We start from the raw sequence: 17896 nt of genomic DNA on the forward strand, positions 1-17896 counted from the left end.
GGGTAATCTCGTTCGGCGTTGCCCCTTGGGGCGGCCGTCGAACGGCGGACGGGCCTATAGCTCAGTCGGTTAGAGCGCTTCCCTGATAAGGAAGAGGTCACAGGTTCAAGTCCTGTTAGGCCCACCACCGGTTCGAACAACACTCGAGGAGTGAGTATGAAGAAGGCACTGATGGTCGTTGCTGCAGCCGGCGCTGCCGCGTTCGCGAGCCAGAAGTACAAGCAGGGCAAGGTCGGTAAGGACATGTGGTCCAAGGCTTCCGACAAGCCCGGCGAGAAGAGCTTCGACGCCACTGGCACCGCCAGCTGATCGTCCCCGGGCCACTCGTCACGGGTGGCCCACCCCGGGGGTATGGCGCAATTGGTAGCGCACCTGCTTTGCAAGCAGGGGGTTAGGGGTTCGAGTCCCCTTACCTCCACCACGTTCTGAGAGGGACCGACGCGCGTCGTCGGTCCCTCTCGGCGTCTCCGGGCTGCGAGCGGTCCGAGCAGCTCCGAGCAGTTCCAAGCGGCTCCGAGGGTTCTCCAGTGAAAGATTGCTGCTGCCCTGACAGCAGCAATCTTTCACTGGAGCCCGCCACCGTGCGTTCAGGCCCGAGAGTTCGGGCTCGACGACGCACCGGCCACACCATCGGTCAGGAGTGAGTGAAAGAGCCTCAGATGTTGTCGCCCCCGGTGTCCTGCAGGGTCGTCGCGTCCCCGCCGTCGCCGAACTGCCAGCCCGCCACGGCCGGGATGTCCTCGCCGTGTTCGTACGCGTAGGCGCGGGCGTCGAGCCGCGCGTCCTGCATCTCCTGCCGCAACCCGGCGGCCCGTGCTGCGAGGCCGGGCACGCGGTCGATCACGTCGATCACCAGGTGGTAGCGGTCGAGGTCGTTGAGCATCACCATGTCGAACGGCGTGGTGGTGGTGCCCTCCTCCTTGTAGCCGCGCACGTGCAGGTTGGCGTGACCGGTGCGCCGGTAGGTCAGCCGGTGGATCAGGGTCGGATAGCCGTGGTAGGCGAAGACGATCGGACGATCGGTGGTGAAGATCGCGTCGAACTCCTTGTCCGACAACCCGTGCGGGTGCTCCCGTTCGTCCTGCAACCGCATCAGGTCGACCACGTTCACGACCCGCACCTTGAGGTCGGGCACCCGTTCGCGCAGGATCGCCGCGGCCGCGATGATCTCGACGGTGGGGATGTCGCCGGCGCAGCCGAGCACGACGTCGGGTTGCTCGCCCTCGGCCTCGGTCCCGGCCCAGTCCCAGATGCCGAGGCCGCGAGCGCAGTGCCGCACCGCGTCGTCCATCGACAACCACTGCGGCCCGGGCTGCTTGCCGGCCACGACCACGTTCACGTACTGCGTGGTGCGCAGCACGTGGTCGAAGGTCGACAGCAGGGTGTTCGCGTCCGGCGGCAGGTAGACCCGGATGATGTCGGCCTTCTTGTTGACGACGTGGTCGATGAAGCCGGGGTCCTGGTGGCTGAAACCGTTGTGGTCCTGCCGCCACACGTGCGAGCTGAGCAGGTAGTTGAGCGAGGCGATCGGACGCCGCCAGGCGATGTGGTCGGTGACCTTCAGCCACTTGGCGTGCTGGTTGAACATCGAATCGACGATGTGGATGAACGCCTCGTACGACGACATCAGCCCGTGCCGTCCAGTGAGCAGGTAGCCCTCGAGCCAGCCCTGGCACTGGTGCTCCGACAGCATCTCGGCGACCTTGCCGACGCGCGCCATCGGGTCGCCCTCGTCGTTGGGTTCGTACCCGGCGAGCCACTGCTTGTCGGTCACCTCGTACAGCGCCTGCAGCCGGTTCGAGGCGGTCTCGTCGGGCCCGAACACCCGGAAATTCTCCGGGTTCTGACGCATCACCTCGGTCAGCCACTGGCCGAGCACCTTCGTGGCCTCGGCGATCGTCACGCCTGGTTCGGTGACCTCGACGCCGTGCTGACGGAAGTCGGGCAACCGCAGGTCGACCCGCAACAACCCGCCGTTGGCGTACGGCGTCGCACCCATCCGCAACTCACCGGACGGCGCGAGCGCGGTGATCTCGGGGTCGATCGCCCCCGCCTCGTCGAACAGTTCGTCGACCGCGTAGCTGCGCAGCCACGCGTCGAGGTCGTGCAGGTGCTCGTCGGTGTCGCGGGCGTTGGCCAGCGGCACCTGGTGGCTGCGCCAACTGCCCTCGGTGACCTGTCCGTCGATCGTCTTTGGACCCGTCCACCCCTTCGGGGTGCGGAACACGATCATCGGCCAGCGCGGCCGCTCCGCGTCGTCGGCGCCCTGCTCGGCGGCGGTCTGCTTGATGCGGGCGAGGTGGTCGAACACCTCGTCGAGCAACTGGGCGAACCGCGCGTGGATCGACTCGTGCGACTCGTCGTCGAACCCGGCGACGAAGATGTACGGCGTGTGCCCGTAGCCGCGCATCAATGCGTCGAGTTCGTCGTCGTCGATGCGGGCGAGCACGGTCGGGTTGGCGATCTTGTACCCGTTGAGGTGCAGCACCGGCAGCACCACGCCGTCCGTCACCGGGTTGACGAACTTGTTGCCGTGCCAGCTGGTCGCCAGCGGGCCGGTCTCGGCCTCACCGTCGCCGACCACCGTGAACGCGAGCAGGTCGGGGTTGTCGAACACCGCGCCGTACGCGTGGCTGAGCGAGTAGCCGAGCTCGCCGCCCTCGTGGATCGACCCGGGCGTCTCCGGCGCGACGTGCGAGGGGATGCCGCCGGGAAAACTGAACTGCTTGAACAGTTTCTGCAGGCCCTCGTCGTCGTGCCCGATGTGCGGGTAGACCTCGGTGTAAGTGCCTTCGAGGTAGGTGTTGGCGACCATGCCCGGCCCGCCGTGTCCCGGCCCGGTGATGAAGACGGTCGGCCGCTGCCGGTCGCGCACCACCCGGTTGAGGTGGGCGTAGAGGAAGTTGAGTCCGGGCGTCGTGCCCCAGTGTCCGAGCAGCCGCGGCTTCACGTGGTCGCGGGTCAGCGGGGTGCGCAGCAACGGGTTGTCGAGCAGGTAGATCTGACCCACCGACAGGTAGTTCGCGGCGCGCCACCAGCGATCGATGCGGCCGAGGTCGTCGGCCGAAACCTCTGCGTCGGCGGTGGTCCAGGGGTGGTTCGAATCGGTCATCGCGGCAAGATCCTTTCGCGTGCCTTCGTCGACACCTACAAGACGGCGTCACCGTCACCCTAGCCCCGGTCTTTCATGAGGTCGTGATCGACGGTGTTGCTACGTGAGTTCGCTCGGTGATGGTCCGTGGGGATGACGAGGTGCCGGCTGGCGCTGCCGGTCTGCGGTTCTCCGGGTGGTGATCTCGTGGGCGGACGGGTTGGGTCAGGCTGGCCACGGGATGGCGGCGATGTTCGCGAAGACCGCGACGATTGCGGCCGCCCAGGGCCACGTTTCAGCGATCTTCAACCGTCGTCGTCGCTGACCGTGGATGAGCCGGGCGGGGACGTGAAGAAGCCTGTACCGCAACGCTTTCGGTTCGCATGTAGCCAGGACCTCGGCGTCGGCGGTGAACGCGATCAGGCGGGTCCAGGCGACCAGATCCGCCGCGATCATGGTCAACGTCAACCACGCGCTGTTGATGCCGAACTCACGCGAGGGGAACCGACCCAGGCCCGTGTCCTTGGCGTGCCGGATCCGGTCCTCGACCCGGGCATGAGCCCGGTGCCGCGCTTCGAGGAGCGCGAGCTGCCCGGTGCTGGTGTTGGTGACGAAGGCTTGGTAGCGCCACCCGTCGGTCTCCTCGAACAGCGACAGCTGCGCACCGGGATGCGGCCGTTCACGGCGCACGATCACCCGCATCCCGGCCGGCCAACCGCTCAGGTCCAGCAGCCCGGTCAGTTCGGCGACGTCACCACCCTCGCGCACCCCGCCGTCCGCGTTCGTCGCGGGCGACCACACCTGCTGCGGGACCAGCCTGATCGCGTCGCGGATCTTCTCGGTGACCGCGAATCCGATCGAGTACTCCAGGCTGCGGCCACGGATCTGACCTTGTTCGGTGAGCCAGTCCAGCAGCCCATGGGATGCGCCCGCACCATCGGAACGGATCAACAGCTTCTTACGGTGGGTGCCGGGGATCTGGGCCATCGCCTCGGTCAGGACCTCGATGTGATCGGCTGTCGTGTTCGACCCGGCGTTCCCGGCCCGTAGTTTCGCCGCGAGGAACTCGCTGGTGTTGTCGCACCATACGCCGAGCGGGTGGAACCCGAAGGTCCGTTTGAACGTGGCCGCAGCGTTCTGTTTCTCGGAGTGGGTGATCACGATCGTGGCGTCCACGTCGAGCACGACGGTGGCACCGAGATCGGTCCCGGCGACCTGGCTTGCGGGCACCCCACCAGGCAGGTGGGCCCACACGTGGCGGCGGGTGCGTGCCCGCGCGATGGCGATCTTCTTCAGCCGACCGGGCGTGACTTCGTCCAAGGTGCGCCACACCGTCGGTGGCGAGGCGACCGGACCGAGCACGCACGACTGGTGACGCAGCACGTCGATGTCGGCGATCGCCTCACCACCATCAGCGATCATCACCGCGACATCGACCAGGACCCGGCCACGGTCGTGGACCGGGGTGAACGAGTGGCGCGCCATCGCTGCGGCGAGACCACCCGTCAGGCCGGTTCGGTCGGCCAACAGACGAAGTCCGACACTCCCCGCGTGGGCCACCACGCCGACACCATCACCGGACACGGACAACCCACTGGACCACAAAGTACGCTTCACCTACGGAGTGCCTTCCAAGCTGAAGATCTTGAACCGTCGCAAGTCCAAGTTTCCCCTGCTGGGCAGGCACTTCCGTGTTTCTACGCGCCGATCACTCCGCGGCACCGTGAACGATCCGGGCTAGGGCGGCTGCCTGCTCACCGGCCAGCAATACACACCTGATGTTCACCGGCCGCCGAGGGGACGCCGTGCACCGCGTTCCCCCCGTGTCAACGCGTACTCTCGATAGGGAATACCCCCGGAGGGTATATAGTTGAGACCGTTGAACGTCCCCGTGAGAAGGAGAACGAGATGGCTGCGAACACTTACCAGGTGACCGGGATGACCTGTGGGCACTGCGAGATGTCGGTGCGTGAGGAAGTCGGCGAGATCGCCGGCGTCGAGGGCGTCGAGGTCAGCCACGAGACCGGCAAGCTCGTCGTCACCTCCGCCCAGGAGATCGACGACGCCGCCGTGCTGGCCGCGGTCGAGGAGGCCGGCTACTCGGCGGTGCGGGCCTGATGAACGCGGGCGCTCGGATCGGTCTCTACCTGGCCGCACTCGTACTGGTCTTCGGTGCCGCCTTCGGGATCGCCCGCGCCGTCGTGCCGCAGAGTGTGGTCACCGACTGGCAGCAACGCAGCGAGCCGATGGTGACCCACACCGAGACCGACTCGCCGGCCGCGCCCACCACCCACCCGACTTCGCATTGAGAGAAGGCAGCACCGTGAGCACCGCAACCCCGACCACCGGGGGAGCCGACGTCGAACTCGAGATCGGCGGCATGACCTGTGCGTCGTGCGCCAACCGCATCGAGCGCAAGCTCAACAAGCTCGACGGCGTCGTCGCCTCGGTCAACTACGCCACCGAGAAGGCGAGGGTCGTCGTCCCCGCGGGCTACGACCCGCAGCAGCTGATCGCCGAGGTCGAGAAGACCGGCTACACCGCGGCCCTTCCTGCGCCCAAGCGTGACACGAACACCGCTGCGCCACAGGAAGATCCGGAACTCACCTCGCTGCGCCAGCGGCTCATCGGCGCGGCCGTGCTGAGCATCCCGGTGATCGCGATGGCGATGATTCCTGCGTTGCAGTTCACCTACTGGCAGTGGGCCTCGCTCACCCTCGCCGCACCGGTGATCGTCTGGGCGGCCTGGCCGTTCCACAAGGCGGCCTTCACCAACCTGCGGCACGGCGCCGCGACGATGGACACGCTCATCTCGATGGGCACCCTCGCCGCCTTCGGCTGGTCGCTCTACGCGCTGTTCTTCGGCAGTGCCGGTGTGCCCGGCATGACCCACGCCTTCGAACTCACCATCGCGCCGTCCGACGGGGCCTCGAACATCTACCTCGAGGTCGCCGCCGGCGTCACTACGTTCATCCTCGCCGGCCGCTACTTCGAGAAGCGGTCGAAGCGTCAGGCCGGCGCCGCGCTTCGCGCGTTGCTCGAACTCGGGTCGAAGGACGTCTCGGTGCTGCGCGGTGTCGGCGATTCCCGCACCGAGGTGAAGATCCCGGTGGAGGAGCTGCGGGTCGGCGACGAGTTCGTGGTGCGGCCGGGGGAGAAGATCGCGACCGACGGCGTGGTGGTCAGTGGCACCTCGGCGGTCGACGCGTCGATGCTCACCGGCGAGTCGGTGCCGGTCGAGGTCGGTGAGACGGACGCTGTCACCGGCGCCACCGTCAACGTCGGCGGACGCCTGGTGGTGCGGGCGACCCGCGTGGGCTCCGACACCCAGCTGGCCCAGATGGCCAAGCTGGTCGAGGACGCCCAGACCGGCAAGGCCGAGGTGCAGCGGCTCGCCGACCGCATCTCCGGGGTGTTCGTGCCGATCGTCATCGCGATCGCCGTCGCCACCCTGGGTGCGTGGCTGGGGGCCGGGTTCCCGGCGTCCGCCGCCTTCACCGCTGCCGTCGCGGTGCTCGTCATCGCCTGCCCGTGCGCCCTCGGACTCGCCACTCCCACAGCGTTGTTGGTGGGCACCGGACGCGGCGCGCAGACCGGCATCCTGATCAAGGGCCCGGAGGTGTTGGAGTCGACCCGCAAGGTCGACACGATCGTGCTCGACAAGACCGGCACCGTGACGACCGGCCGGATGAGCCTCGTCGACGCGATCGCCGAGCAGGGCACCGACCGAACTGACCTGTTGCGGCTGGCCGGTGCGCTCGAGCACTCCTCGGAGCACCCGATCGCCCAGGCCGTCGCCAAGGGCGCCGCCGCCGAGGTCGGCGAGCTGCCCACCCCGGAAGACTTCGCGAACCTCGAGGGCAAGGGCGTGCAGGGCGTCGTCGACGGGCACGCGGTCGTGGTCGGGCGCGAGTCTTTGCTGGCCGACTGGTCGCAGCATCTCTCATCCGAGCTCGTGGCCCGCAAGCTCGCCGAGGAGCAGGCCGGGCGCACCGTCGTCGTGGCCGGTTGGGACGGCGCGGCCCGTGGCATCCTGGTGGTCGCCGACACGGTGAAACCGACCAGCGCACAAGCGATTTCGGAGCTCAAGGCCCTCGGCCTCACGCCCGTGTTGCTCACCGGCGACAACGAGGCCGTCGCCCGACAGATCGGCGCTGAGGTCGGCATCGACAAGGTGATCGCCGAGGTGCTGCCCAAAGACAAGGTCGATGTCGTGGCCGGCCTGCAGGGCGAAGGCAAGGTCGTCGCGATGGTGGGTGACGGCGTCAACGACGCCCCGGCGCTGGCGCAGGCCGACCTCGGCTTGGCGATGGGCACCGGCACCGACGTCGCGATCGAGGCGTCCGACATCACGCTCGTGCGCGGTGATCTGCGCAGCGCGGGCGACGCAATCCGGTTGTCGCGCAAGACACTCGCCACGATCAAGACCAACCTGTTCTGGGCATTCGCCTACAACGTCGCGGCGATACCGCTGGCGGCTCTCGGCATGCTCAACCCGATGCTCGCCGGCGCGGCGATGGCCTTCTCCAGCGTGTTCGTCGTGGGTAACAGCCTGCGGCTGCGGGGGTTCAAGGCACTCGCCGACCAGGAAAGGACGACCCGATGACCACCAGCGACGACACCACGCGATCCGTCGAGCACGTCGAACCTGTCGAGCCCGATGAGGAGGCGCAGCACGAGCACCACCACGGTTACATCGCCGACAAGGACGCCTACCTGCGCCGGATGAAGCGCATCGAGGGCCAGGCCCGCGGCATCGCGAAGATGATCGACGAGGAGAAGTACTGCATCGACATCCTCACCCAGGTCAGCGCGCTCACCCGTGCGTTGCAGGGCGTCGCGACGGGGCTGCTCGAAGACCACCTGTCGCACTGCGTGGTCGACGCCGCCCGGATGGGCGACGAGGAGGCTCGGGTGAAGATCAAGGAAGCGACCGACGCGATCAACCGGCTCGTCCGCTCCTGACACCCGTCTCCAATACCCGCAAACGCTGCGCTTACGTGCACGCGCTGCTGTTGCAACAGCAGCGGGTGCCGGCAAGCGCAGGGTTTGCGGGTATTCGGCCTAGCGCCAGGACTGCCAGGACGGCTTGTTGGCCCAGGTGTGGCGGTACTCGTCGGCGAGCCGCAGCTTGGCCGCGGCCTGCTCGTCGACGATCACCGTCGCCTTCTCGTGGAACTGCAGCACCGACCCCGGGCAGCTCGCGGTGACGGGCCCTTCGACGACGGCCGCGATCGCGTCGGCCTTGCTTGCGCCCTGGGCGACCAGCACCACCTCGCGGGCGGCCATGATCGTGCCGAGGCCCTGGGTGAGGCAGTGGGTCGGCACCTGCTCGGGGGAGTCGAAGAAGCGCGCGTTGTCGGCGCGGGTGCGTTCGGCGAGGGTTTTGATGCGGGTGCGGCTCGACAGCGACGAACCCGGCTCGTTGAACCCGATGTGCCCGTTGGCGCCGACCCCGAGGATCTGCACGTCGACCCCGCCCGCTGCAGCGATCGCGCGCTCGTAGTCGGCGCAGGCGGCCGGCACGTCGGCGGCGTTGCCGTCGGGCAGCCGCACGCGGGACGGGTCGAGCCGCAGGGGTTCGGTCACCGTCCGGGCGATGACCGACGCATACGACTCGGGGTGGCCGGGCGGCAGACCGACGTACTCGTCGAGGGCGAAGGCCGACGCGGCGGACAGGTCGAGGTCGCCGGCGGCGACCGCGGCGGCGAGGTGTTCGTAGAGCGACAGCGGCGACGAACCGGTGGCCACACCGAGCACCACCGAGGGGCCGACGTCCCGGCACACCCGGGCCACCTTGGCCGCGGCCAGTTCACCGACGACCGCGGCCGACGGGCAGATCACGACCTCCATCAGGCGATCGCTTCCTCGGCGGGCACAGCGGGGTTGGCCTTGTCGAGCACCCGCATCAGCGGGGCGTAGTGGCCGACGACGGCGGCGCGATACCCGTCCAGGTCGCCCGCGACCGCGCGCTCGAGCAACGTCACGTGCGCCTTGGCGGTGTCCTCGATGTCGCGGGTCGTCGGCAGTCCGAGCTTGGGGGTGATCGTGGAGTGGATCTCCCACAGCGCACCGACCATCTGCCCGAACAACTGGTTGTCCTGCAGCGCGGCCAGGCCGACGTGGAAGGCGCAGTCGGCTTCGGCGAAGCTCTCGCCGCGGGCCGCCGCGGCGACCATCGTCCGGGTGAGCTCGCGCAGTTCGGGGGCGTCGCGTCCGGCGAGCCGTTCGACGACGGTCTCGGCCATCGCCAGGTCGAGGCTGGTGCGCATCTCGACCACTTCGCGCACGGTGCGGTAGTCGTCGCCCGGCGACATCACCCCGCGGAACACCAGGGCCTCGACCAACGGACGCAGCGACACGCCGCCGACGAAGGTGCCGTGTCCGTGCCGCACCTCGAGGATGTCGAGCGCGACGAGGGTGCGCACCGCCTCGCGCACGCTGGAGCGCGACACGCCGAGCAGGTCGACCAGCTCGTTCTCGGTGGGCATGGGATCACCCGGTCGCAGGTGCCGGTCGAGGATCAGCTGCTTGATCGCGCTGGTGACGGTGGGCGTCTCTGGACGTGGCATGGGTCGATCGTCCTTCGTCGGAGGAGGTTCGTGGAGCATTTCTCGGTATGTCGGACGGGGGTGGGGCTTGCAGCGGGGTGTGACGTGTCTTACTCTACCAAGACATCGGACATCTGACATCAGACAGATTTGGAGAAGCCATGGATTTCATGACTCCCGCAGCGCAGCCCACGCGGCGCAGCTTCCTCGGCCTCGTCGGCGCCATGAGCGCGGCGGCCGCGCTCACCAGCACGCTCGCGGCCTGTGGCACCAAGCCGGAAGACCGCACGTCGTCCGGCGGGTCGCCGTCGTCGGCCAACGCGTCCGGCACCATCACCGCAGGTATCTCCTACGAGCTCGGCACCAACGGGTTCGACCCGATGACCACGACCGCTGCGCTCACCGTCGCCGCCAACTGGCACACCATGGAGGGCCTCACCGAGATCAGCCCGGTGGGCAAGCGCGAGGTCTTCCCGGCCCTCGGTTCGGCCCTGCCGAAGAAGGTCGACGACAAGACCTACGAGGTCACCCTGCGCGACGGTGCGAAGTTCCACGACGGCAGCGACGTCACCACCGACGACGTCGTCTACAGCTTCGAGCGCGTGCTCGACCCGAAGACCGAGTCGCTCTACTCGACCTTCATCGCCTTCCTCGACAAGGTGACCAAGAAGGACGCGAAGACCGTCACCATCTCGCTGAAGTACCCCTTCACGCTGGTCGCCGAGCGCATCGCCGTCGTCAAGATCGTGCCGAAGGCCGCCGCCAGCAAGGACCCGAAGGCGTTCGACGCCAACCCGGTCGGCACCGGTCCGTACAAGATGACCGACAACTCCTCGACCTCCAAGCAGATCGTCTTCGAGCGCTTCGACGGTTACACCGGCCAGCACCCGGCCAAGGCCGCGAAGATGATCTGGAAGGTCATGCCCGACGACTCGACGCGTCAGAACGCGTTGACCTCCAAGGCGATCCAGGCCATGGACCTCGTGCCCGACCTGTCGGTCAAGTCGCTCGAGTCGACCTCGAAGGTCGAAGCGGTGCAGGGCTTCGCGCTGCTGTTCGCGATGTTCAACTGCGGCTCCAAGCCGTTCGACGACGTCCGCAACCGCCAGGCGATCATGTACGCGATCGACATGAACAAGGTCGTCGACACCGCCTACCTCGGCAACGCCACCCCGGCCACCTCCTTCGTGCAGGAGAGCCACCCGGCGTACAAGAAGGCGAAGGTCGTCTACACCTACGACCAGGCCAAGGCGAAGGAGCTGCTCGGCCAGACCGGTCTGAAGAAGATCCGGATGCTGTGCACCGACCACGCCTGGGTCAAGAAGGCGACGCCGATCATCAAGGAGTCGCTGGAGGCCGCCGGCCTGACCGTGGAGTTCGACCAGAAGAAGTCGGCCGACGTCTACAACACCATCGACGGCAAGCCGGCCGCGTACGACATGGTCATCGCCCCCGGTGACCCGTCGGTGTTCGGTTCGGATGCCGACCTGCTGATGCGCTGGTGGTACGCCGCCGACACCTGGACCGACCGGCGCATGCACTGGAAGGGTTCGTCCTCCTACAAGCAGGTGCAGACCCTGCTCGACGCCGCCGCCAAGCTCGACGGTGAGCCGCAGAAGGCCAAGTGGGGCGAGCTGTTCGACGTGATCTCGCAGAACATCCCGCTGTACCCACTGTTCCACCGCAAGGCGACCACCGCTTGGGACGACGCGTCTCTGCCCGGCTTCGCACCGATCGCGTTGACCGGACTGTCCTTCGTGGACGTCGGTTCGACGAAGTGATTTACCGGAGCCCGGCGCCGTTCCCCCACGGCGTCGGGCTCCCCACCCGAGGAGCTTTTCTGTGACCACCCTTGTGCGTCTCATCGGACGCCGGTTGCTCGCCTTCCCGATCATGGTGCTGGGCGTGACATTGCTGGTGTTCGTGGTGATGTCGTTCTCTCCGGCCGACCCGGCCCGACTCGCACTCGGTGAGTCGGCGTCGCCCGAGGCACTGGCGAAGTACCGCGAGGTGAACGGCCTCAACGACCCGTTGATCGTGCGCTACTTCTCCTTCCTGGGTGGTCTGTTGCACGGCGACATGGGCACCAGCGCCGGTAACGTCCCGGTGACCGAGTTCATCAAGAAGGCGTTCCCGATCACCTTGCAGTTGACCTTTCTCGGGTTGATAATCGCGGTCGTCATCGCGCTGGTGCTGGGCGTGGTCGCCGCCCTCTACCGCGACCGCTGGCCCGACCAGGTGATCCGCGTGCTGTCGATCGCGGGCCTGGCGACGCCGTCCTTCTGGCTGGCGATCCTGCTGATCCAGTGGCTGTCGACCGTGCCCGGAGGCGCCGGTCTCTACCCGGCCGTGGTGTCGGAGTGGGTGCCCTTCTCGCAAGACCCCGGCATCTGGCTGAACAACATCACCCTCCCCGCGGTGGCGCTCGCGGTGCCGGTGGCCGGCTCGCTCACCCGCGTCGTCCGCACCTCGATGGTGGAGGAGTTGGACAAGGACTACGTGCGCACCGCGATCGGCGCCGGCATCCCCAAGCGCGTGGTGGTCGGACGCAACGTGTTGCGCAACGCGCTGGTCACCCCGATCACCGTGCTCGGTCTGCGCGTCGGCTACCTGATGGGTGGTGCCGTGATCATCGAGATCATCTTCAACATCCAGGCGATGGGACAGCTGATCCTCGACGGCGTGACCCGCAACGACGTCTACCTCGTGCAGGGCGTCACGCTCACCGTCGCGATCGCGTTCATCGTCGTGAACATCCTCGTGGACGTGCTGTACGTCCTGGTCAACCCCCGCATCAGGAGCATCTGACATGCGCCGCGAACTCACCGAACGGCTCTCCCGCCCCGGTCTGCGACTGGGCAATCTGAAGCTCGGCTCCAAGATCGCGCTGGCCGTGGTCGCCCTGATCGTGCTGATGGCGATCTTCGCCCCGCTGATCACCCAGTACGGCCCGCTGACCACCGGCACGCCGTCCACGTCACCCGACGGTAACCACTGGTTCGGCACCGACGCGATCGGACGCGACATCTTCAGCCGGGTGGCGTACGGCGCCCGCGCGTCGCTGCTCATCGGCCTGTGTGCGACCGGGCTGGCCCTGGTGGCCGCCGCGATCCTCGGCTCGATCGCGGCCACCGCCGGCAAGTGGGTGTCGGAAGTGCTGATGCGCATCCTCGACATCATCATGAGCTTCCCGGGCATCGCGCTCGCCGCCGTGTTCGTGGCGGTCTGGGGTTCGTCGACCCCGGTGCTGATCCTCGCGATCGCGTTCCTCTACACCCCGCAGCTGACCCGCGTCGTGCGTGCCAACGTGCTCGCGCAGTTCGGCGAGGACTACGTGTCGGCGTCGAAGGTGATGGGCTCGGGCACCCCGCGCATCCTCATCAAGCACGTCGCCCGCAACTGCCTGGCCCCGATCCTGGTGTTCGCGACCGTGCTGGTCGCCGACGCGATCGTCTTCGAGGCGTCCCTGTCGTTCATCAACGCCGGGGTGAAGCCGCCGGACCCGTCGTGGGGCAACGTGCTCGCCGACGGCAAGCAGCTGCTGCTGAACGGTGGTTGGTGGGCCACCTTCTTCCCGGGCCTGATGATCCTGATCACCGTGCTCGCGCTGAACGTGCTGTCGGAGGGCATGACCGACGCGATGGTGTCGCTCAAGGCGCGTCCGGTGAAGCTGAAGGACGCCGTCGAGGACTCCGAGGAGCCGGCCGTGGCGGCGCTCGCCGCCGCCGCGAACACCCCGACGATCGCCCTCGAAGACCGCCTCGCCGCGCTGAGGTCGGTCGAGAGCGCCCGCACCGATCGGCTGGTCTCCATGACTGACGAGCCGCCGGTGCTCGAGGTGAAGGATCTCTGCATCCGCTTCCCCGAGCAGCACGGCGACGTCGACGTCGTCGACCACGTGTCGTTCTCGGTGCGGCCGGGGGAGACGATGGGCCTGGTCGGTGAGTCGGGCTGTGGCAAGTCGATCACCTCGATGTCGATCATGGGCCTGCTGCCGCCGAACGCGCAGATCACCGGGCAGATCCTGTACGAGGGCCGCGACCTGCTGGCGCTCAGCCCGAAGGAGCACAACGCGCTGCGCGGCCACGAGATCGCGATGATCTACCAGGACGCGCTGAGCTCGCTCAACCCGTCGATGCTCATCTCGGCGCAGATGAAGCAGCTGACCAAGCGTGGCGGCAAGCGTTCCGCCGAGGAGCTGCTCGAGCTGGTCGGCCTCGACCCGCAGCGCACCCTCAAGAGCTACCCGCACGAGCTGTCCGGCGGTCAGCGCCAGCGGGTGCTCATCGCGATGGCCCTCACCCGCAACCCCAAGCTGGTGATCGCCGACGAGCCGACCACCGCGCTCGACGTCACCGTGCAGAAGCAGGTGGTGGCGCTGCTCAACAAGCTGCGCGAAGAGCTCGGATTCGCAATGGTTTTCGTCTCGCACGACCTGGCGCTCGTCCCCCAGGTGGCACACCGCATCACGGTGATGTACGCCGGTCAGGTGGTCGAGTCGGGTCAGACCAGCCAACTGCTCACCGACCCGCGCCACGAGTACACCCGCGGCCTGCTCGGCGCGGTGCTGTCGATCGAGTCGGGCGTCGGACGCCTGCACCAGGTGCCCGGCGTCGTGCCCTCGCCGCGCGAGTTCGTCGCCGGCGACCGGTTCGCACCGCGTTCGTCGCACCCGACGGTCGGTCTCGACCGGCGTCCGCCGATGCAGACGGTGCCCGGCACCGACCACCGGTGGGCCGCCTTCGACGCCGACAACGCACAGGAGATGGAGGTCACGCGATGAAGCTCGAGAAGGACTCCGTGAGCGCTGACAGCACCCCGGTGATGGAGCTGCGCGGGGTGCACGTCGTGCACAAGACCCGCACCGGCGGACTGTTCCGCTCGGGCAGTGTGCGCGCGATCGACGGCATCGACTTCTCGGTGCGCCGAGGCGAGACCGTCGGCGTGGTGGGCGAGTCGGGCAGTGGCAAGTCGACGCTGGCCCGCGTGCTCGTCGGCCTGCAGAAGCCGACCGAGGGCGAGGTGTTCTTCGAGGGCAAGCCGATGAGCTTCGATGCGGCGTCGCGCCGCGCCCTCGGCCGCACCGTGTCGGTGGTGTTCCAGGATCCGGCCACCGCGCTCAACCCGCGGATGACCGTGCGCGACCAGTTGCTCGACCCGCTCGCGGTGCACAAGGTCGGTTCGCCGACCGAGCGCGAGAAGCGCATTCGGGAACTGCTCGACCTCGTCGGTCTGCCGGCGTCGGCGCTCGACGTGCTGCCGCGGCAGATCTCCGGTGGTCAGCGCCAGCGTGTCGCGATCGCCCGGGCGCTCGCGCTCGACCCCGCGATCGTCGTCGCCGACGAACCGACCTCGGCGCTCGATGTGTCGGTGCGCGCGCAGGTGCTCAACCTGCTCACCGACCTCAAGGAAGCCCTTAACCTCGGCCTCGTGTTCATCAGCCACGACATCTCGACGGTGCGCTACGTCTCCGACCGCATCGCGGTGATGAACCGCGGCTCGATCGTCGAGACCGGGCCCGCCGACGAGGTCTTCCTCAACCCGCAGCAGGACTACACCCGCACCCTGCTGGCGGCCACCCCGACCCTGCTCAAGCCCGAAACCACCCAAGGGAAGCCATGAACGTCCTCCACGGCATCGTGCCGCCGCTGCTCACCCCGATGCACCAAGACGGTGCTGTCGACCACGACAGCCTCGACCGTCTGATCGACCACCTGCTCGACGCGGGCGTGCACGGCATCTTCCCGCTGGGTTCGTCGGGCCAGGTGGCCTACCTGACCGACGCCGAGCGTGACGACGTGGTGCGGCGCACCGTCGAGCGGGTCGCCGGACGCGTGCCGGTGGTCGTCGGTGTGCCCGACTTCACCGCCCGCCGGATGGCCGAACACGCCCGTCGCGCCGTCGAGCTCGGTGCCGACGCGATCGTCGCGACCGCCCCGCTGTACGCGCTGCAGGACATCGCCGAGATCGCCGAGTCGTACCGCATGCTCGCCGCGTCGGTCGACGTGCCGCTCATCGCCTACGACGTGCCGGTGCGGGTCAACACCAAGCTCGGCATCGACATGGTCATGCAGCTGGCGTCCGAAGGTGTCATCAAGGGCATCAAGGACTCCTCGGGCGACGACGTCGGCTTCCGCCGCCTGGTCGACGCCAACCGTGCCGCCGGTGAGCCGCTCGACGTGCTCACCGGGCACGAGGTGATGGTCGACAGCATGTTCCTGCTCGGTGCCGGTGGCGCCGTGCCGGGCCTGGCCAACGTCGACCCCGCCGGCTACGTGCGCATGTGGGACGCCGCGGTCGCCGGCGACTGGGACGCCGCCCGCAAGGAGCAGGCTCGCCTCAACCGCCTGTTCGACATCGTCTTCACGCCCGCCGGTCTCGGCGGCGACGCCGGCGGCATCGGCGCGTTCAAGGCCGCGGTCGCGCGCCTGGGCATCATCTCCTCGGGCACCATGCCGGCGCCGTTGCGTCCGCTCGACGACTCCGCACTGAAGGCCATCGACGGCATCCTCGCCGAGGTCGGCCTGCTGGACACCGCCTCCGCGTGATGAGCTCCCCGGTCGTCGTCGGCATCGACATCGGCGGCACCAAAACCGCTGCAGCGGTGGTCGATCCGTCCGGGGCTTCCGGCCCGATCGCCACCGCTGCGACACCGGCGCTGGTGAGTCCGGACGCCGTGTTGGACGCCGCCGCCGCGGTGGCCCGCGAGGCCGCCGGCGACCGTCCGCTCGCCGCGGTCGGGGTGGGCACCGCCGGCGTCGTCGACGTTTCACGGGGAACGATCGTGTCGGCGACCGACTCGTTCGTCGGCTGGGTCGGCACCGATGTCGCCGGCGGGCTCGCCGCGCGACTCGGCGTGCCGGTGCGGGTGGTCAACGACGTCGACGCGCATGCGCTCGGCGAGTTGTGGACCGGCGCCGCGGCCTCGGCCCGCAGCTTCCTGATGGTCGGTGTGGGCACCGGTGTCGGCGGCTGCGTGGTCGTCGACGGTCGCCCACTCACCGGACGCCACCACGTGGCCGGCGAGATCGCCCACATCCCGGCCGTCGGCGCCGACGGGCTGTGCTGCCCGTGCGGCCGCGACGGTCACCTCGAGGCGATCGCGGCCGGCCCGGCGATCCACCGCCGGTTCGTCGCGCTCGGCGGTGTCGCCGATGACACCCGCGCGATCGTGGCGCTGGCTGTCGCCGGTGACCCGCTCGCCTCGCGGGTGGTGCGCGAGGCCGCTGTGTCGCTCGGCCGCACCATCGCCGGCATCGTCACCACCGTCGACCCCGACCTCGTCGTCGTCGGTGGCGGCATGGCGTCGGCCGGGCCGCTGTGGTGGGACGCCTTCGAGCAGGCGCTGCGCGCCGAACTGGTCGACGTGCTCGCCGACCTGCCCGTGCTGCCCGCCGTGCTCGGGCCCGACGCCGCGATCGTCGGGGCGGCGTCGCTGGTGCACCGTCCGCCCTTCGGGGCGTCCGTTGATTCGTCCGTTGCTTCGCCCGTTGATTCGCCTTTTGACCTGTCTGCCGCTCGTCCCCAGGAGGAACCCTCGTGAACCCCGTCCTCGAAGCACTGCGTGGCCGTCTCGTCGTGTCGTGCCAGGCCTACGACGGCGAGCCGATGCTCGACCCGCGCACGATGACCCAGGTGGCGCAGTCGGCTGTCATCGGCGGGGCCGCCGCGATCCGTGCCAAGGGGCTCGACGACCTGCGTGCGATGCGTCCGGTGATCGACGTGCCGATCATCGGGCTGGTCAAGATCGGCAAGGACGGCGTGTTCATCACCCCGACGCTGGCCGACGCCCGCGCGGTCGCCGACACCGGGTGCGAGATCGTCGCGGTCGACGGCACCCGCCGTGAGCGTCCGGACGGTCTGTCGCTCGCCGACGTCGTCGCCGGGCTGGCGCAGTCGCACCCGTCCGCGCTGGTGATGGCCGACTGCGGATCGGCCGACGATGCCCGTGCCGCCCAGGACGCCGGGGTGCACCTGCTCGGCACCACGCTGGCCGGCTACTCCGGCGAACGCCCGAAGACCGACGGCCCCGACTTCGCCCTCGTCGAGGAGATCGCCGGCTTCGCCGAACTGCCGCTGGCCGTCGAGGGACGCGTGCACACCCCGGCCCAGGCCGCCGAGGCGTTGCGTCGTGGGGCCCACACCGTCGTGGTCGGCACCGCCATCACCCACCCAGCCAGCATCACCGGGTGGTTCGTCGACGCGCTGTCCGCCGGCTGAGTCGGATTCGTAGCTCGTCTTCGAAGCTTCAGTG

General features: G+C 68.7%; 16 protein-coding genes and 2 tRNA genes. 14 read left to right on the plus strand and 4 right to left on the minus strand.

Annotation, left to right across the window (positions count from 1 at the left end; genetic code table 11):
• The first annotated feature begins 50 nt into the window (after window positions 1-50).
• The 3 genes from DFJ65_RS02590 to DFJ65_RS02595 all read left to right on the plus strand — a co-directional run bounded on the left by DFJ65_RS02590 (window position 51) and on the right by DFJ65_RS02595 (window position 421).
• A tRNA-Ile gene (locus DFJ65_RS02590) sits at window positions 51-127 on the plus strand.
• Between the two features lie 29 nt (window positions 128-156).
• Complete coding sequence (locus DFJ65_RS17315) at window positions 157-309, plus strand: DLW-39 family protein (protein WP_170143966.1); 153 nt, start codon at window positions 157-159, stop codon at window positions 307-309.
• A 36-nt stretch (window positions 310-345) separates the two neighbouring features.
• Window positions 346-421: transfer RNA gene (locus DFJ65_RS02595), tRNA-Ala, on the plus strand.
• Window positions 422-655: 234 nt separating this feature from the next.
• On the opposite strand, the gene DFJ65_RS02600 is transcribed toward DFJ65_RS02595, so the two are convergent.
• Window positions 656-3112 (minus strand): phosphoketolase family protein, encoded by a 2457-nt coding sequence (locus DFJ65_RS02600; protein ID WP_115921672.1) that lies wholly within the window; start codon window positions 3110-3112, stop codon window positions 656-658.
• Window positions 3113-3316: 204 nt separating this feature from the next.
• Window positions 3317-4708: an IS1380 family transposase gene (locus DFJ65_RS02605; RefSeq protein ID WP_115921556.1), complete on the minus strand. Its 1392-nt coding sequence runs from the start codon at window positions 4706-4708 to the stop codon at window positions 3317-3319.
• 291 nt (window positions 4709-4999) lie between these two features.
• Between DFJ65_RS02605 and DFJ65_RS02610 the strand changes: the two genes are divergently transcribed.
• From DFJ65_RS02610 to DFJ65_RS02625, 4 genes are read left to right on the plus strand one after another with little or no spacing between them, the layout of a single operon-like run.
• Window positions 5000-5209: a heavy-metal-associated domain-containing protein gene (locus DFJ65_RS02610; protein WP_115921673.1), complete on the plus strand. Its 210-nt coding sequence runs from the start codon at window positions 5000-5002 to the stop codon at window positions 5207-5209.
• Entirely contained in the window at window positions 5209-5400 is a 192-nt protein-coding gene (locus tag DFJ65_RS02615; RefSeq protein WP_115921674.1) for a hypothetical protein, read from the plus strand. The genes DFJ65_RS02610 and DFJ65_RS02615 overlap by 1 nt, the downstream gene beginning before the upstream one ends.
• Before the next feature lie 14 nt (window positions 5401-5414).
• Window positions 5415-7697, plus strand: coding sequence for a heavy metal translocating P-type ATPase (locus DFJ65_RS02620; protein WP_115921675.1), 2283 nt, complete (start codon window positions 5415-5417; stop codon window positions 7695-7697).
• Window positions 7694-8056 (plus strand): metal-sensitive transcriptional regulator, encoded by a 363-nt coding sequence (locus tag DFJ65_RS02625; protein WP_115921676.1) that lies wholly within the window; start codon window positions 7694-7696, stop codon window positions 8054-8056. The genes DFJ65_RS02620 and DFJ65_RS02625 overlap by 4 nt, the downstream gene beginning before the upstream one ends.
• A gap of 99 nt (window positions 8057-8155) precedes the next feature.
• Here DFJ65_RS02625 and nagB read toward each other — a convergent pair whose 3' ends face one another.
• Together nagB and DFJ65_RS02635 are read right to left on the minus strand one after the other, a co-directional pair.
• Window positions 8156-8944, minus strand: coding sequence for a glucosamine-6-phosphate deaminase (gene nagB / locus DFJ65_RS02630; protein ID WP_115921677.1), 789 nt, complete (start codon window positions 8942-8944; stop codon window positions 8156-8158).
• Window positions 8944-9663, minus strand: coding sequence for a FadR/GntR family transcriptional regulator (locus DFJ65_RS02635; protein ID WP_115921678.1), 720 nt, complete (start codon window positions 9661-9663; stop codon window positions 8944-8946). The genes nagB and DFJ65_RS02635 overlap by 1 nt, the downstream gene beginning before the upstream one ends.
• Before the next feature lie 149 nt (window positions 9664-9812).
• On the opposite strand from DFJ65_RS02635, the gene DFJ65_RS02640 reads away from it, so the two are divergent.
• The 7 genes from DFJ65_RS02640 (at window position 9813) to DFJ65_RS02670 (ending at window position 17862) form a co-directional block, all read left to right on the plus strand.
• Entirely contained in the window at window positions 9813-11423 is a 1611-nt protein-coding gene (locus DFJ65_RS02640; protein ID WP_115924067.1) for an ABC transporter substrate-binding protein, read from the plus strand.
• Window positions 11424-11484: 61 nt separating this feature from the next.
• On the plus strand, window positions 11485-12450 hold the full coding sequence (locus DFJ65_RS02645; protein WP_115921679.1) for an ABC transporter permease: 966 nt from the start codon (window positions 11485-11487) through the stop codon (window positions 12448-12450).
• 1 nt (window position 12451) lies between these two features.
• Complete coding sequence (locus DFJ65_RS02650; RefSeq protein WP_115921680.1) at window positions 12452-14425, plus strand: dipeptide/oligopeptide/nickel ABC transporter permease/ATP-binding protein; 1974 nt, start codon at window positions 12452-12454, stop codon at window positions 14423-14425.
• The gene (locus DFJ65_RS02655; protein WP_115921681.1) at window positions 14422-15264 is read left to right on the plus strand and encodes an ABC transporter ATP-binding protein; all 843 of its coding nucleotides are present in this window, start codon (window positions 14422-14424) and stop codon (window positions 15262-15264) included. Before DFJ65_RS02650 ends, DFJ65_RS02655 begins: the two co-directional genes overlap by 4 nt.
• The gene (locus DFJ65_RS02660) at window positions 15261-16190 is read left to right on the plus strand and encodes a dihydrodipicolinate synthase family protein (protein WP_115921682.1); all 930 of its coding nucleotides are present in this window, start codon (window positions 15261-15263) and stop codon (window positions 16188-16190) included. The genes DFJ65_RS02655 and DFJ65_RS02660 overlap by 4 nt, the downstream gene beginning before the upstream one ends.
• Complete coding sequence (locus DFJ65_RS02665; RefSeq protein ID WP_115921683.1) at window positions 16190-17185, plus strand: ROK family protein; 996 nt, start codon at window positions 16190-16192, stop codon at window positions 17183-17185. Before DFJ65_RS02660 ends, DFJ65_RS02665 begins: the two co-directional genes overlap by 1 nt.
• Window positions 17182-17862, plus strand: coding sequence for an N-acetylmannosamine-6-phosphate 2-epimerase (locus DFJ65_RS02670; protein ID WP_115921684.1), 681 nt, complete (start codon window positions 17182-17184; stop codon window positions 17860-17862). The genes DFJ65_RS02665 and DFJ65_RS02670 overlap by 4 nt, the downstream gene beginning before the upstream one ends.
• The last annotated feature ends 34 nt before the right edge of the window (window positions 17863-17896 follow it).

This window comes from Calidifontibacter indicus, assembly GCF_003386865.1.
In the GTDB taxonomy this organism is placed as follows: Bacteria; Actinomycetota; Actinomycetes; order Actinomycetales; family Dermatophilaceae; genus Yimella; species Yimella indica.